Source organism: Candidatus Binatia bacterium (assembly GCA_029243485.1).
GTDB lineage: Bacteria > Desulfobacterota > Binatia > UBA12015 > UBA12015 > VGTG01.
Genome location: JAQWRY010000021.1, coordinates 143,401 through 157,706 on the forward strand (window position 1 = coordinate 143,401; position 14,306 = coordinate 157,706).

At 64.8% G+C, this 14,306-nt stretch carries 13 protein-coding genes; 7 read left to right on the plus strand and 6 right to left on the minus strand.

Translation table 11 applies throughout. The annotated features are described in order from the left end of the window. Positions 1–13: 13 nt before the first annotated feature. A complete protein-coding gene (locus tag P8R42_07970; GenBank protein ID MDG2304582.1) occupies positions 14–613 on the minus strand; it encodes an acyltransferase in 600 nt (199 codons plus the stop codon). A 123-nt stretch (positions 614–736) separates the two neighbouring features. Here P8R42_07970 and P8R42_07975 point away from each other — a divergent pair, with 123 nt between their 5' ends. Then, positions 737–2,368 (plus strand): glycosyltransferase family 39 protein, encoded by a 1,632-nt coding sequence (locus P8R42_07975; GenBank protein MDG2304583.1) that lies wholly within the window; start codon positions 737–739, stop codon positions 2,366–2,368. A gap of 452 nt (positions 2,369–2,820) precedes the next feature. Next, a complete protein-coding gene (locus tag P8R42_07980) occupies positions 2,821–5,481 on the plus strand; it encodes a CehA/McbA family metallohydrolase (protein ID MDG2304584.1) in 2,661 nt (886 codons plus the stop codon). A gap of 94 nt (positions 5,482–5,575) precedes the next feature. Here the strand turns inward: P8R42_07980 and P8R42_07985 are convergent, their stop codons facing one another. Then, positions 5,576–7,069 carry a GMC family oxidoreductase gene (locus tag P8R42_07985; GenBank protein MDG2304585.1) on the minus strand — a complete coding sequence of 498 codons (1,494 nt, stop codon included), beginning with the start codon at positions 7,067–7,069 and terminating at the stop codon, positions 5,576–5,578. Next, complete coding sequence (locus P8R42_07990; GenBank protein ID MDG2304586.1) at positions 7,063–7,344, minus strand: hypothetical protein; 282 nt, start codon at positions 7,342–7,344, stop codon at positions 7,063–7,065. The genes P8R42_07985 and P8R42_07990 overlap by 7 nt, the downstream gene beginning before the upstream one ends. Positions 7,345–7,666: 322 nt before the next feature. Here P8R42_07990 and P8R42_07995 point away from each other — a divergent pair, with 322 nt between their 5' ends. Together P8R42_07995 and P8R42_08000 are read left to right on the plus strand one after the other, a co-directional pair. Then, positions 7,667–7,822, plus strand: coding sequence for a hypothetical protein (locus tag P8R42_07995; GenBank protein ID MDG2304587.1), 156 nt, complete (start codon positions 7,667–7,669; stop codon positions 7,820–7,822). A 75-nt stretch (positions 7,823–7,897) separates the two neighbouring features. Then, positions 7,898–8,335 (plus strand): DUF4976 domain-containing protein, encoded by a 438-nt coding sequence (locus tag P8R42_08000; GenBank protein MDG2304588.1) that lies wholly within the window; start codon positions 7,898–7,900, stop codon positions 8,333–8,335. Positions 8,336–8,350: 15 nt separating this feature from the next. Here P8R42_08000 and P8R42_08005 read toward each other — a convergent pair whose 3' ends face one another. Continuing rightward, complete coding sequence (locus P8R42_08005) at positions 8,351–9,961, minus strand: FAD-dependent oxidoreductase (GenBank protein ID MDG2304589.1); 1,611 nt, start codon at positions 9,959–9,961, stop codon at positions 8,351–8,353. A 71-nt stretch (positions 9,962–10,032) separates the two neighbouring features. Between P8R42_08005 and P8R42_08010 the strand changes: the two genes are divergently transcribed. Continuing rightward, positions 10,033–11,331 (plus strand): pyridoxal phosphate-dependent aminotransferase, encoded by a 1,299-nt coding sequence (locus P8R42_08010; GenBank protein MDG2304590.1) that lies wholly within the window; start codon positions 10,033–10,035, stop codon positions 11,329–11,331. On the opposite strand, the gene P8R42_08015 is transcribed toward P8R42_08010, so the two are convergent. After that, entirely contained in the window at positions 11,328–11,579 is a 252-nt protein-coding gene (locus P8R42_08015) for an ATP-binding protein (GenBank protein MDG2304591.1), read from the minus strand. The genes P8R42_08010 and P8R42_08015 overlap by 4 nt on opposite strands. A 322-nt stretch (positions 11,580–11,901) precedes the next feature. Between P8R42_08015 and P8R42_08020 the strand changes: the two genes are divergently transcribed. Next, positions 11,902–12,702 carry a ZIP family metal transporter gene (locus P8R42_08020; protein MDG2304592.1) on the plus strand — a complete coding sequence of 267 codons (801 nt, stop codon included), beginning with the start codon at positions 11,902–11,904 and terminating at the stop codon, positions 12,700–12,702. Positions 12,703–12,712: 10 nt separating this feature from the next. On the opposite strand, the gene cysK is transcribed toward P8R42_08020, so the two are convergent. After that, on the minus strand, positions 12,713–13,669 hold the full coding sequence (gene cysK, locus P8R42_08025; GenBank protein MDG2304593.1) for a cysteine synthase A: 957 nt from the start codon (positions 13,667–13,669) through the stop codon (positions 12,713–12,715). A 143-nt stretch (positions 13,670–13,812) separates the two neighbouring features. On the opposite strand from cysK, the gene P8R42_08030 reads away from it, so the two are divergent. Continuing rightward, positions 13,813–14,235: an SDR family oxidoreductase gene (locus tag P8R42_08030; GenBank protein ID MDG2304594.1), complete on the plus strand. Its 423-nt coding sequence runs from the start codon at positions 13,813–13,815 to the stop codon at positions 14,233–14,235. Positions 14,236–14,306: the final 71 nt, after the last annotated feature.

Sequence of the window (14,306 nt, forward strand, 5' to 3'; positions counted from 1 at the left end):
GCCGACGGATGCTCTATCCCGCCTGCTTCTCGGCCTGTGGCCGTGCCCCGATGACGCGGGCCGGTGCGCCGGTCACGATCGTGTAGGGCTCAGTCGAACGCGTCACCACAGACCCGGCTCCGACGACGGTCCCTGTCGCCAGGGTCACGCCCGGGGTCACGACGGAGTTCGCGCCAATCCAGACGTCATCACCAATCGTAATCGGTGCGCTCTGATGCCCCTGTTGAATCATCGGGAGGTCGGGGCTCAGGTCCCATCGATGCTGTGAACTCACGACCACGACGTTTGGCCCGACGAGAACATTGTCGCCCATCGTCAGCCCGCCCCGGCCGTCGAACGTACACCCGGTGTTGATGTGGCAATTACGCCCCATCCGGATTCCGTACGAGTGGATGAAGTGAACGCTCCGCGAGATGTAGCCGAAACCACCGAGTTCGGCGAAGAGCATGCGGTAGAACACGTACCGTAGGCCGAACCCGAGCAAGCTGGGGATCCACCGCAACAGCGTCCCGACCACCTCTTCCAGATAGACCGTAATCGCCTGGCGCGCCGTCATGCTGCCGAGGAGTCGACGCAACTGGCCAAGGGCGGTGACTTTGACGTCTTCGGACATTCGATCGGAATCGGCTCCCACGGCGGACCACGCCACGAAGCCAGCAAGAGACGAGTCTACCGGTTATGCACATCTAGGCCACTCGAATAGCGCCCGCCGGACTCGGAGTGTTACACGGTCGCCATGTCGATCCCCCAGCGGATCTTCGTTCCCATCTTCCTGTTCCTCCTCGCCCTCGCGGCGTTTCTCCGCTTCTGGGCCTTGGATGCCGGACTGCCGCACCTGATGACGCGGCCCGACGAGGAGCTCATCCTCTTCCAGACCCGCGATCCGGCAAGCGGGATCTTCCATCTGCAGTGGGTTGTGATGCACCCCGGAATCCCGAGCGCCTACATCTATCTTCTCTGGGTCTGGGGCGAGCTCGGACTCAATCTACTCCAGGCCGTCGGCGCCGCGCCGGCCGGCGACTACCTCCATCTACTGAACGCCGCTCCCGACCGGTTGCTGCTGATCGAACGGGCGTTCTCCGCATGCGCCGGCGTTGCGACCGTCGCAGTCGTGGCCCTCGGCGCCCGACGAGAACTCGGAGGCGGTGCCGCGCTAGTCGCCGGCCTGCTCGTCGCAACGGCGTTCCTGCACGTAAGGGATTCGCACTCTGCCAAACCGGACATCGCAATGGGACTCGGCTTCGCGGCCGCACTGGTCGTGATGGCGCCACTCTGGAACGGAGTGCGACTCGGCCGCGTGATCGCCACCGGCGTCGTCATCGGCGCTGGCATGGCAATGAAGCCTCCGGCCGTTCTTCTATTCGTACCCGCGTGGCTCGCGCTCTTCATGGGTTCCGAACAGAAGGGTTGGCGGCGGCTCTCGATCAGTCGAACGTTGCTGCTCGCACTCAGCGCTGCGGTCGTGTTTACGGCGACGTCGCCGTTCTTCGTTCTGAGTGGAGAGACGTTCGAGCGCGTCGTGAAGATCGTCGGCATCGTCTTCCCGGAGATCGCACCGGCGGAGGTCGCGCCGGCGATTCCCGTAATTCCGGGGCTCGAGAAGGATCCGTCCCGCCTAGCCGGTATCGGCTACCACGTTCGCTTTTCCCTGCGCTACGGCGTCGGGCTCGTGATGACGCTGCTCCTGCCGTTCGCCGTCGCGCGCGCGTTCCTCGTTCGCTCTCCACTGCTCGTTTCGAGCGCCGTGTTGTTCCTCCTCGGCGTGGTCGTCTTTGGCCTCTCGCCCGCCCTCCTCTCGCGCTACATCACACCGCTCGTGCCCGCAGCTGCGCTGCTCGTCGGCGGCTTGCTCGCCGGGATCGCCGAGAGGCTTCCGATGCGATCTCGAGCGACCGCACTCGCTGCACTCGCTCTGATCGTCGCCGCCGAGCCCACAATTGCCTCCGTGCGGTTCGATCGGCTCGCGACCCTAACGGATACGCGCGTGTACGCCGCGCGCTGGCTCGACGAGAACACCGAAGACGACGCGACCATCGCCGTCGCCGGAACGGTGCTCTGGTCCTGGGGAGAACCGACGCCGCCCACCGGCCGTGACTGGGTCCGAATCGAGCTCGACGATGGGGAACTCGATCGCTCCGGGGCGTCGATCCTTGTCACCCACGACCACACCTTGTTCTCTTCGACGATCGACCCGGGCAGCCTGACCGCGCTCCGGCCCCGCCTGGATCTCCTCGCCGAGTTCGACCCTTTCTCCGCCGACGGCCCCGAACCGATGTTCGAGACCCTCGACGCCTACTACATCCCCACTCGCGGCTTCGCCGGCCTCGAACGCCCCGGCCCTGTCGTACGAATCTACGCGGTCCGTTGAAGCGCAATGACATTTCGCCCCAGTCTCGCTGCGTTCCGGGGGGCGTTAGCAACCGCTCCGCGCTGAGGCGTTCCGCCTCGACGGGCCTGTGATAGCGTCCCCGTCATGCATGATTTGGTGATTCGAGGGGGAACGGTCGTCGATGGGACCAGCGCGCTGGCGCGGACGATGCGGCCGACATTCTGTCCCCCGATCTTGGAGATCACTCCGTAGCGCCCGCAGCAGGCCGCGCATCATGGCACTGCTTTCTTCCCGAACTCCACGCCGGCGCGAACATGCCACGTCGTATCGAGCGAGGAAACGGCCCGCCGACCGGGCCGTTGTCAGCGACCTCGCCGGCGTGGTTGTATCGGGTCAGGATGCGATTCGACCTGCTCGACAATGAAACTCGTCGGGTATCGCCGCCTTCCCGTCGTCCTAAACTGACGACACGACTGCCGACCTCCTCGAGAATGGACTTTACTTTGCCGCGTCTCCTGCTCGCCCTAGTGACCGCCGTGTTGCTGATCCCCGCCACCTCGCACGCGGATGGATTCTACGCCGGCCAGATCACGGAGGAGAACCTGGAACGGCTTCCACCGGGGGGTTTGGATGCGATCGGTGGAACCGGAGATTGGTTCCTCACGAACGGCGCTCTTTGTGCCGTCGTCTCCTCGCGTGAACACCCGACGTATCTCTCGCTCCACGGCGGCGTCCTGGTCGACCTCTGGCACTGCGCGAAAGCCAACGACCAATGGAGCACGATCCACCCGGTGTACAACCTGGATAAGGAGAAGATCCCACCGGCCGGCGAGATCCTCGCCGGCAGCAGCGACGAGGAGGCCTGGGTCGAAACCCGCGCGCCCGCGCACGGACTCGACACCGTCACGCGATACGCGTTCACCGACACGTCCCCGGGCGCACTCTCCGTAACCACGACGATCACGCGCACCGAAGACGGCGAGCCCTTACAGATCTTCGGAAACATCATTCTGCACCCCCGAGGTTCGCTCACGCCCTTCACCGTCGACACCGTCGATGGCGCGTTCTCACGGGGCTTCGATCAGCCCGAGGTCGATACCTCCGACCCCACTTCGATCGTCTCGACCGTGAGCGCGGCCGATCTGCAGCTCCTTCTGGGAAGCCGCCACATCGAACCCCCCATCAGCTACGGGGTCCAGACGCTCGAGACGACACACACGGATGCCGAGGGCGGCCGGGACTCCGTGATGCCTTTTCTCATGGGCGGCCAGTACTTCACCATTCTCGGAATCTTCTCCGAGCCTTTCTACACCTGGGGCCGCGCACCCGGCTTGCTGAGCTTTCTTCGCAGCCGCTTCTTCGAGCTCGAGGTGGGCGAGAGCCTCACGGTGCGACAGTCCATTCACGTCGGCGACCGCGCCGACGCCGCCTCCATCACCGACCGGATCTACCGCGGGCCCTTCGTCACGGGACAGCTCGACACGGGCGAGGCGGCAATCACCGTCAAAGATGCGGAAGGAGTCGATCTGACGTTCGTGCGCCCGAGCGCCGACGGCCGGTTTCGGTTTCGCCTCCCCGCTCACGCCACGAGCGCGACGCTGGTCGTCACCACGCCGTGGAGCGAGACCCGCCGAACCCTCGAGACACTCGACGAAGCGGCCGATCTGGGCCGAATGTCGACCGGCGCTGTCGCGACCTTACGCCTCCCCCGCGGCACACCGATGAACCTAATCTTCACGAAGGAGAATCAGCCGCAGATCTTCCGAAACGAGCTCACGAACAGCCGGATCGGCGGCGTGCGAGCGTTGACCGGGCCCGAAGGCCGCCGACTCAGCCTCGCGGGAAGCCATCGAGATCCCCGAAGCGTACGGTTGGCGCCGGGCCGCTACCGCGTCGTAGCGGGCCGCGGGCCGGAGTACTCGATGCAAGAAACCACGATCGAGCTCACCGCAGGAGACACGGTCGACCTCGAGATCGAAGCGCCAGCGCGGGCGGTCGATTCGGATGGTCTGATCGGTGCGGACTTCCACGTGCATAGCGGCGTCAGTTTCGATTCCAGTCTGCTCCCGGAGCACCGCATCCTCGACTTCGTCGCCCAGGGTGCGGAGATCCTCGTGCCGACCGAGCACAACATCACGACCGACCTGCAGCCGACGATCGAAGCCCTCGGTCTCGCAGATAGCGTCGTAAGCTTTCCCGGCGTCGAGTTGACGGGGATGGTGCGCACTCCTCAGGCACCGACCACCATCGGCCACAGCAACGTGTTCCCGGTGACGGCGGACTCCACCGCCTTCATGGGGGGCACCCTGCCCTTCGAGGCGAAGCGACTCGGGCAGGTGATCGACAGCTACAAGAGAGAGTTTCCCAACAGCATCTTCCAGCTCAATCACCCTCGCGTCAGCACCGCGGATGACGACATCGCGTTTCTGGATCACCTTTCGGTCGGTCGGGAGTTCGACCCCGATACGCCGCTGACCTCCGAGTCGAACAAGAGTCTTGTGCAAACGCATCCCGGGAGCGAGCATCGCGACATCGACTTCGATGCGATCGAGATCCTCAGCGGCGAGGCGATGGACGGCTATGAAGCCACCCGCCGAGACTGGTTCTCCTTGCTGAACCAGGGCGTCTACAAAGTGGCGATGGCCAACAGCGACTCCCACGGCAGCCAACAACTGGTCGCATTGCCCCGAACCTATCTCGCCGTAACGGACGACGATCCGATGACCGTGACGCCCGCGGACATCGTCGGCGCCATCCGCAGCGGACACGTGTACGGGACGACCGGTCCGATCCTCCGCGTCGCGCTCGGAGAAACCTCGCCGGGCGGCGTTCACGAGGGCCGAAGCGGTGTCCTGAACGTCCGGGTCGACAGCGCCCCGTGGGTTCCCGTAGACGAGGTTCGGATCTGGATCGACGGACAGCTCTGGAATACCGTGTCCATCCGCTCCGGCGAAAGCGTGTCCGTGAACATCACCGCCGACCACGACAGTTTCGTGTTCGTAGAGGCCGCAGGCTCTCCTTCGGCTGCTTACGAAGAACTCGCGCCCGGCTTCACCCCCTTCGCGTTCGCCAACCCGATCTTCATCGACGTGGACGGGAACGGCTGGTCGCCTCCGAACCAAACGTTGACCGGCCATTCGTCCGGGAGATAGCCTGCGATCGCCTCTCGAAGCCCTGGGTGGCGCGGTCGCCGAGCGGAGCGTGTTGCTTCTCTAGTCCACCCCGACTCGAAGCACGCTTCTCGACTCAGAGCACCTCTCTCCTCAGGTGATCTGCCAAGCGCAGCGCGAACGCCACAAGATTCATCGTGGGATTCGCGATTCCTGCGGTGGCGAAGATGGAACTGCCGGCAACGTAGAGGTTCGCGAGGCCGTGTACGCGACAATCCGCATCGACAACTCCGTCCTCCGGGCGGCGACTCATTCGCGTGGTGCCGATATGATGATTCCCGATACCGGGTAGGAGTGGACGCTCGAAACGCGGGACCCACGATCGAAGCTGTGAGCGGGCCCAACCGAGACGGGCGAGTTCTTCCCCCACCACGAGGGCGCCACGGTACAACGAGTAGCGATCGAGTTCTCCCAGCTTCCAATCCAGAACCGCCCGCCGATTTCCGAGCTCGTCGCGCTCCGCGGACAGTCGAACGCGGCTGTCCCGGTTCGGCGCCTGCTCGAGCACCGTGGTCGCCGAGATCTCACGCACCTTGGGGGTGTCGCCCCTCCAGAGCCCCGCGCGCATGGCCCGCCCGACCCCCGACACTTCGTCGTCGTCCGGACCCAAGACCCGATCGCGGCCGAAGAAGATCAGCATGGACCGCAGAAGGCCGTGCTCGCGTTCGGCCGCATCCGAGGGACTGAGCGCGCGAATCGCCACGCCCGGACCTTCCCCGTCTTCTGCCGGTGTCCAGTTCAACCCCTGCACGGGGAACGTCGCCGACGCCAAGAGTCGCTGCGCGGAATATGCCGGATGCTCCATGAAGTATCGGCCCACATTGTCGAACTCATTGCCGAGCCCACCGGGGCTCACGGAATCAGATGCGAGGAGTAGCCGCGGATTCTCGATGCCGCCGCAGGCGAGGACGTAGGCTCGGGCCCGGACAACGACGGGCTCCACGCCATCGAACGACCGAAATCGAATCCCAGTGACCTGCCGACCCGCCTCGTCCGAGAGGATCTCGGACGCGTTCGCCCCAACCGCAACGAAGACGTTCTCCGCGCTGCGCAACTCGTCGCCGTAGGCAGATGCGAATCGAACGATCGGCGAGCTGAGCTGGAAGATCTTGCTCTCCAGCACCGGGCTCCCGGAGAGGAAGTCGGGACCAAGAGTCCTCTCCCACCCTTCGGGGGAGTAATCGAGTGGGCCGAGGCCACAAATTTCGTGGGCCTCCGCGAGCCAGGGTTCGAGGTCACCGAACGAGATCGGCCAACCACTTCCAGGCACCCATCCACGCTCCTCGAAATCAATCACATCGAGAGCGCGGGACTGTCCCGACCAGTGGTTGGTCGTGCCGCCGAAGAAGCGAAGTCGCGAACCGGCGATGGGATACGGCGTGCCTACGATTTCCGTGTCGTACAGCCGCTGCGTTCGCGAGTCGCCGGTTTCGCCGCCCGACTCGAGCAGCAAGACACGACGACCCGTCCCCACGAGGGAGCGCGCGAGGGTGATCCCGGCGGCGCCCCCACCTACGATGCAGAGGTCGACGGAACCGACGTCCGGCAGATCCCTGACCTCGATCAGCACGTCGGCTCGGGCGCGAGCGCCGACGCAACCAGCTGCGCCTCGGTAATCGATACGATCCAACCGTCAATCAACACCGAACCGCCTGTGCGCCAGTCCTCGTCGATCGCCTCCTCGAGAGCCGCCGCGACTTCATCGGGCGACGCCGCTTCGAGATCCACACCGTGTTCGCTCAAGGAGCCGAGGAGCTCTTCACGTTCGCGCTCAGCCGACGAACCGCTCTCCGCCAGATATCGATCGACCAACGGAACGAGTCGGGCCGAATCCGGTTCGAGCATACGCAAAGCGCATGACGCAGAGAGGCCCGCGGACGCATCTGCAGAATTCGAGTCCCCTCCGCCGCCGCCACACCCTGCAACGGCGACCAGAAGCGCTCCCGACGACAGCCGAACAAAGGCCCGTCGATTGATGTTCGTCTTCCTCACGCTATGACGCTACGCTTGCAAGGCTCTCGCCTCCACCCCTACGACGCGAAATAGCGATCTTCTGTTGGGCGCTCGTCCGAGTTCAGGGGCGAACCGTGGCAGGAACGTAGCCTACCAATCGAAGGCCAAGTACGAATGGAGCTCGATGAGAGGCCTCCGCTCTGCAGCAATTATTATGTTGAGCGTTTTCGTCGCCGACGTCTCGCTCGCCTGCGGGACGCCCGCGCAAGCGCGACAGCTCTGGGGGGATCTCTCGCGACGCCTGATCTGCGAGAGCAAGAACGCACCCGGGTGGGACGAGTGGCACGTCTACTTCAATGACGGCGGGTAGGGCGCCACACACGGCCTGTATTACAACTATCGGCTCTCCACCAACGGCAAGGTCCGTCGCTACGCACCGCTCGACATGGCTGGAGAACCAACCCGCCGCCACGAGTATTCGACGAACCTCCTGCGCGACCGCACGCTCGCGCTCATCGATACGTGGAGTGGAGAGCCCTTCTTCCTCGAGTACTCACCATTCGCACCACACACGCGGGCCGTGGCCGTCGACGAAGCCATCGCGGCGATCTCCGATGCGCTCGAGGCCCAGGGCAACGCCGGCAGCTGGCGCCAGTCGATTCTCATCGAGCACTTCAGCCACGCCGCCGGCGTCGACACCTCGCACGGAATTCGCACGCACCAGTGGAAACTCATCCGTACCGATGCTGCCTCCGGTGTGACCCTCGAGCTCTACGACATAAAGAACGATCCCTTCGAGCTGAACAACGTTGCCGACGAGCCGGGGAAGGCTGAGGTGGTCGCGAGCCTCGTCGCGCAGCTCGACCTGCTCGAACTGGAGTAGTCGGGAGCTCCGTCGCTAGTCGGGCCGCCTCCCCGAACGCCCGAGCCGCTCGGCGACGGCGCGTCCCACCCGAATCCCGTCAAGCGCCGCGCTGACGATCCCGCCCGCGTAGCCCGCTCCCTCGCCGCAGGGGTGGAGGCCGGGAAGATCCGGGCTCTCGAGTCCCTCGGGCGTTCGTGGGATCCGGACGGGAGAACTCGTGCGAGACTCGACTCCGATCAGCACGCCTTCTTCGGTCACATACCCCCGCATTCGACGATCGAAGCGCGAGAGAGCCTCTCGCAAACGAGAGGCGACCTGGAGTCCCGTGCCATCGAGAAGGCCGTCGAGGTCCGCGCTTCCAATCCCGGGCCGGTAGCTGGTCTTCGGCAGCGTGCTCGAAGATCGCCCTGCGAGAAAGTCGGTTACGCGGACAGCGGGCGCAACGAGGCGACCTCCACCCTGCCGTGCCGCTTCCTGCTCCAATGCGCGCTGCAACGCGATGCCGCCGAGCGGGCCAGGGAAACCCGCGGCAGCGACGTCCTCCGGTGTCACGCTCACCACCAATCCGGAGTTCGCGTACGGCGAGTTCCGGCGGGAGAGACTCATGCCATTCACGACGACGCCGTCGGGCTCTGTCGCCGCCGGCACGATGAATCCGCCCGGGCACATGCAGAAGGAGAAGACGCCGCGCCCCTCCACCTCGTGCGCCAAGCGGTACGGCGCGCTCGGGAGCCGCGCGTGTCCGGCCGCGCGGCCATACTGGATCGAGTCGATCAACGGCTGCGGGTGTTCGATTCGGGCTCCGAGGGCGAAGCCCTTGGGCTCCAGCCGAACACCCCGGCGCTCCAGCCCTTCGAGAACGTCGCGCGCGGAATGGCCGGTCGCCAACACCACTGCCTCGGCGGAGACTCCGCCGCCGTGAGCGAGTTCGACACCGCGCACCCGCCCGCCATCGACGTGTAGGTCGGATACGTGCGCATCAAACCTAAACCGGACGCCAACCGCCTCGAGTCTCTCCCGAAGCGCCGTCACCACCTGCGGTAGCCGGTTCGACCCGATGTGCGGACGCGCATCTGTCAGAATCCCGTCGGGAGCCCCGTGCTGCGCGAGGATCTCGATGACGTCGCGCACGTCGCCACGTTTGTGGGAACGCGTGTAGAGCTTCCCGTCACTATAGGTTCCTGCGCCACCCTCGCCGAAGCAGTAGTTGCTGTCCGGATCGACGTGCCCCTCCACCGTTAGACCTCGGAGATCGCGACGGCGCGGCCGCACCGGCTTCCCCCGCTCGAGAATCGTCGAGCCGATGCCCGCCCGGGCGAGCTCGTAGGCGCACCACAGCCCCGCCGGCCCTGCACCGACGATCGCGACCCTGCCCGGATCGTCCACGGGCCGCGGGGATTTTCCAGCGAAGACGCGCGCCAGAGCCGGGTCTGTCCCGGTCGCGGCTCCCTCGATTCCGACCGTGAGCCGGAACCGGACCCGCCCCTGGCGAGCATCGATCGAGCTTTTCAGGAGCCGGATCGGCGGGAGTTCTCCGGAGCTCACTCCGACCGCACGCCCCACCCGGGCGCGGAGCGCCTCGTCATCATCGGGATCATCCAGACCGAGGATGATCTCGACGTCCGAGGGGAGCGTGCGAGCCATGGGACCAGAGTAGCGGAGGAGACTCCGGGTTTCTGGTTGATCCTCCGCCGCCCAGACCCGATACATCCCAGGTGCGCAAAAACCTGATCAAACAAGGCGACGAGCATCTACGGTACGAAATCCGGGAGATCGTCGAGATTGCGGGCGAGATCGTAAAGCGGGGCGTCCCGATGATCTGGGAGAACATCGGTGACCCGGTCGCCAAGGGCGAGCGCCTGCCCGCCTGGATGAAGGAGGTCGTCCAGCGCGCGGCCGGTGAGGACCAGACGTACGCCTACTCGCCCAGCAAGGGCGACCTCGCGGCCCGGCAGTTCATCCTCGAGCACTACAGCAATCCCGAGGTCTGCACAGTCGAAGACGTCATCTTCTTCAACGGACTCGGGGAGGCAATCAACAAGATCTTCTCGAACCTGCCTGCGACCGCACGCGTGCTCGGCCCGAACCCGACCTACCCGTCGCATGCCACCGCCGAAGCGATGCACCACGGCGGCGAACACCTGACGTACCCACTCGACCTCTCCCGCAATGGTCGCATCGCGCTCGACGCGTTGGAGGAGTCGGTCCGAACGAACACCGACGTCGTGGGGATCCTGGTCATCAATCCGAACAACCCTCTCGGGGTGGTCCACCCCCGCGAGGACCTCGAGGCCGTAGTGCGGATCGCGCGTGACCACGACTGCTTCCTGATCTTCGACGAAATCTACCAGAACCTGGTGTTCGACCGATCGAGGATCGCACGCCTCGCCGATATCGTCGGCGACGTGCCGGCGATTTCGATGAAGGGCGTCAGCAAAGAGCTGCCCTGGCCGGGAAGCCGCTGCGGTTGGATCGAGGTTTACAATGCAGACCGCGACGAGAATTTCCGCGGCTATCTCAACACGATCGTCATCAGCAAGATGCTCGAAGTCTGCTCGACGACGTTGCCGCAGGTGGTCTTCCCCAAGATCGTCACGCATCCGGAGTTCGAGCATTTTCTTACGGGGCGAATCGAGAAGTACCGAACGCGCACGCGCCAAGCGCTGGAAATCTTCGAGGGCTGCGACGCCATCTGCCCGATCGTTCCCGACGGCGTCTTCTATCTGACGGCGACCTTCGACACGGACCGGTTCCCCAACGTCGAGAAGCTCCGCTCGAAGAACGCGGAGGTGCGCAGCTACCTCGACATGCTGGAGGAGAGCAATCACCTCGAGAAAGACAAGCTGTTCGCCTACGAACTGATGGGCAGCGAGGGCGTGTGCGTCGTCCCGCTCTCGGGGTTTTCGAGCCCCCACCCCGGTTTTCGCATGACGCTGCTCGAAGAGGACTCCGACCTGTTCGTCGAGACCTGTCGGCGGATCTGCCGCGGCGCCGACGCGTTCTTCCGGAACTAGTCCGCGAGGGTAAGGGAGACGCAGACGGTCGTTCCCTGTCCTGGAGCGCTCTCGATCCGGAATGCACCGACGCCGGCTCCGAAGAGTCCCTGCGCGACCGTCACCCCGAGGCCCATGCCCTCGGCTGCCGGCCCCGGGCCGCCGAAACGAACGAAGGGCCCGAGACGGGACAGTTCCTCGTCCGACATGCCCCATCTGCGATCCGAGATCTCGAGATGCACCCGGCCATCGGTACTCGTCGCCGCGATCTCGCTCCGAGTGCGCGAACGCGTTGTCTAGGATCTCTCCGAGGATCTTCTCGAGCTGCTTCTCTTGAGCTTCGAGATATCTCTGCAAGGTCTCGAGCGCTCGTACACACTTGTCGAGATCACCAAGGAGCTCCGAATCTGCCGACCCCTGAGCCCCTGCCGTCGTGGCGAGCAACCACGGATAGACCGCTACTTGACGACGATCGAAACGGGCGTGAGAGAGTAGGATCGGGAGTCCGCGCGGACTGAGGCGTTGTCGACAGGGCTTCGTCCACGCATCGACTGGGATCGAACGAAGATCAGAGTAGGATGGGGCACGCCCATGCCCACACCTTTCCAGTGGTTCTCCCTGTTCGTGATCGTGCTCGCGACGATGGGTGGCGGATGGGCCCCTCTGTCACGTCCCCGGGATCAGACGAAGGAAGCGGAGGGCTATCCCCTCGGGGAAGCATTCGCGGCCGGCATCTTCCTCGCGCTCTCGCTCACGATGATGCTGCCCGCCTCCTACACACTCCTGGCGCGAGCCCTTCCGGGACTGAACTTTCCGATCGCGTCGTTGATCGCGATCGTCTCGATGCTCGTCCTCCTCGGACTGACTCATATGATTCGGCATCTCGAAGAAGACCTGGAGACCGACGCTTCCCAGGGTGCGAGCCCGATCGTGCCCGTGATCATGACAGTGATGATCGCAATCCCCTCCTTCTTCCTCGGTGCGGTCCTTGGCGTGAGTGACACAAAACAGGCCCTGCTCATCCTGATCGCGATCCTGCTTCACAAGACGTCGGCGGCCTTCGCGTTGGCGCTGAAGCTATCCGAGAGCTCGCTCGCGAGATCTCGCGCCCGGATCGTCTTCGGCTTCTTCGTCTCCGCAACGCCCATCGGCATCCTCGCCGGCAGCTTCGCCGGATCCGAGCTCGCCGCAAATGCCGTGATTCTCGCCCGCGGTGTCTTGCTCGCCATGGCGGCGGGCACTTTTCTGTTCATGGGCACGTTGAACGAGCTCCAGAGCACGCCGATGATCCGTCGATGCCGTCACTGGCGCGGATTCACGGCGATGCTCCTCGGGCTCGGACTCACCACTGCGGCTCGGTGGCTTCTCGGGGAAGCCCACTCTCTGGGATGAACGAGACGCCTTAGCCGAGCGACGCGAGCCACTCGTCGTCCGAACCCTCCTCGATGTCGTCGAAGAGGTAGGTCGAGAGATACCGCTCGCCAGTGTCCGGCAGCATCGTCAGGATGGTCGAGCCCTCCGGGGCGGTATCGGCGACCTTGAGCGCCGTTGCGAACGTCGCACCGGCGGAGAGCCCGACGAAGATCCCTTCTTCGCAGGCGAGCCGACGCGCCATGGCCTTGCCCTCTTCATCGGTGACCGTATGCAGCTCGTCGAAGATCTCGCGGTTGAGAACATCCGGCACGAAGTCCGGCGTCCAACCCTGGATCTTGTGAGGCATCCACTCTCCCCCAGCCAGCAGAGCCGCGGCCGCCGGTTCGGTCGCAATGATCTTCACGCCGTGCCGCGCCGCCTTGAGGATCTCGCCTACACCGGTGAGCGTCCCGCCCGTGCCCCAACCCGTGACCCAGTAGTCCAAGCGACGATTCGCAAAGTCGCTCAGGATCTCCGGCCCGGTCGTGCTTCGGTGATACGCGGGATTCGCCGGGTTCTTGAACTGCCGAGCCAGGAACCAGCCGTGCTTCGCCGCGAGTTCCTCCGCCTTCTTCACCATTCCAGTGCCCTTCGCGGCCGCCGGAGTGAGGATCACACGCGCGCCAAGGCCGCGCATGATCTTGCGCCTCTCGATCGAGAACGACTCCGCCATCGTCGCGACGAACGGATAGCCCTTCGCGGCACACACCATCGCGAGCGCGATGCCCGTGTTGCCCGAGGTCGCCTCGACCACGGTCTGGCCGGGGGCAATGGCACCGCGCTCTTCGGCGTCGAGCATGATTGCGAGCGCGAGCCGATCCTTCACCGATCCCATCGGATTGAAGGACTCGACCTTCACGAACATGTCGACGCCCTTCGGCGCGAGCCGGTTGATTCTGACCACCGGCGTGCGGCCGATCGTATCCAAGATGCTGTCGTAAATCATAGATTGCTCCCGCGACTAGATAAGAGGTAGCCTGCCTCTCGCAGCGCAGGTTGGCAAGAGCCGACGCTGCGGCCCAACCGGCACCGCGGTAGCTCTAGGCCATCGCTACTCATGCAGCGTTCGAGAAGAGCAACGTCGCCGTAGTGAACGGCACGGCCGACGGGATTGGCCTGGCGGCATGCAAACGATTCGCCGAGCTCGGCATCAAGGTCTGCATGACCGACATCAACGAGGAAAAACTCCAGAGCCCTGCGGAAGCCAAGATCCTGCCCGTGGTGGGGGGTAGCGCTGCGAACCTCCTGCGGGCCCTCGTCGACGTCTCCGACCGCGCGCAGCTCGAGGCGCTCTGCACACAGGTGTACGACCGCTTCGGACAGGTCGTCGATCTCATGTTCGAGCGGATCGCGGCGGAACGATTTTACATCCTATGCCCGGACAACGACGTGACCGCGGAGGTCGACAACAAGCGAATACAGTGGGGGATCGACGACCTCATCGAGGATAGGCCTGCGCTTTCCCGCTGGCATCCGAAATGGAAGGACACGTTCGAGCGGTTCATGTCGTGACCGACGGCGTAGCGGGCGTCCACCTCGGAAAGCTCGCGCACAATTCCTCCCCACCGGGCCCCGTGAACTTT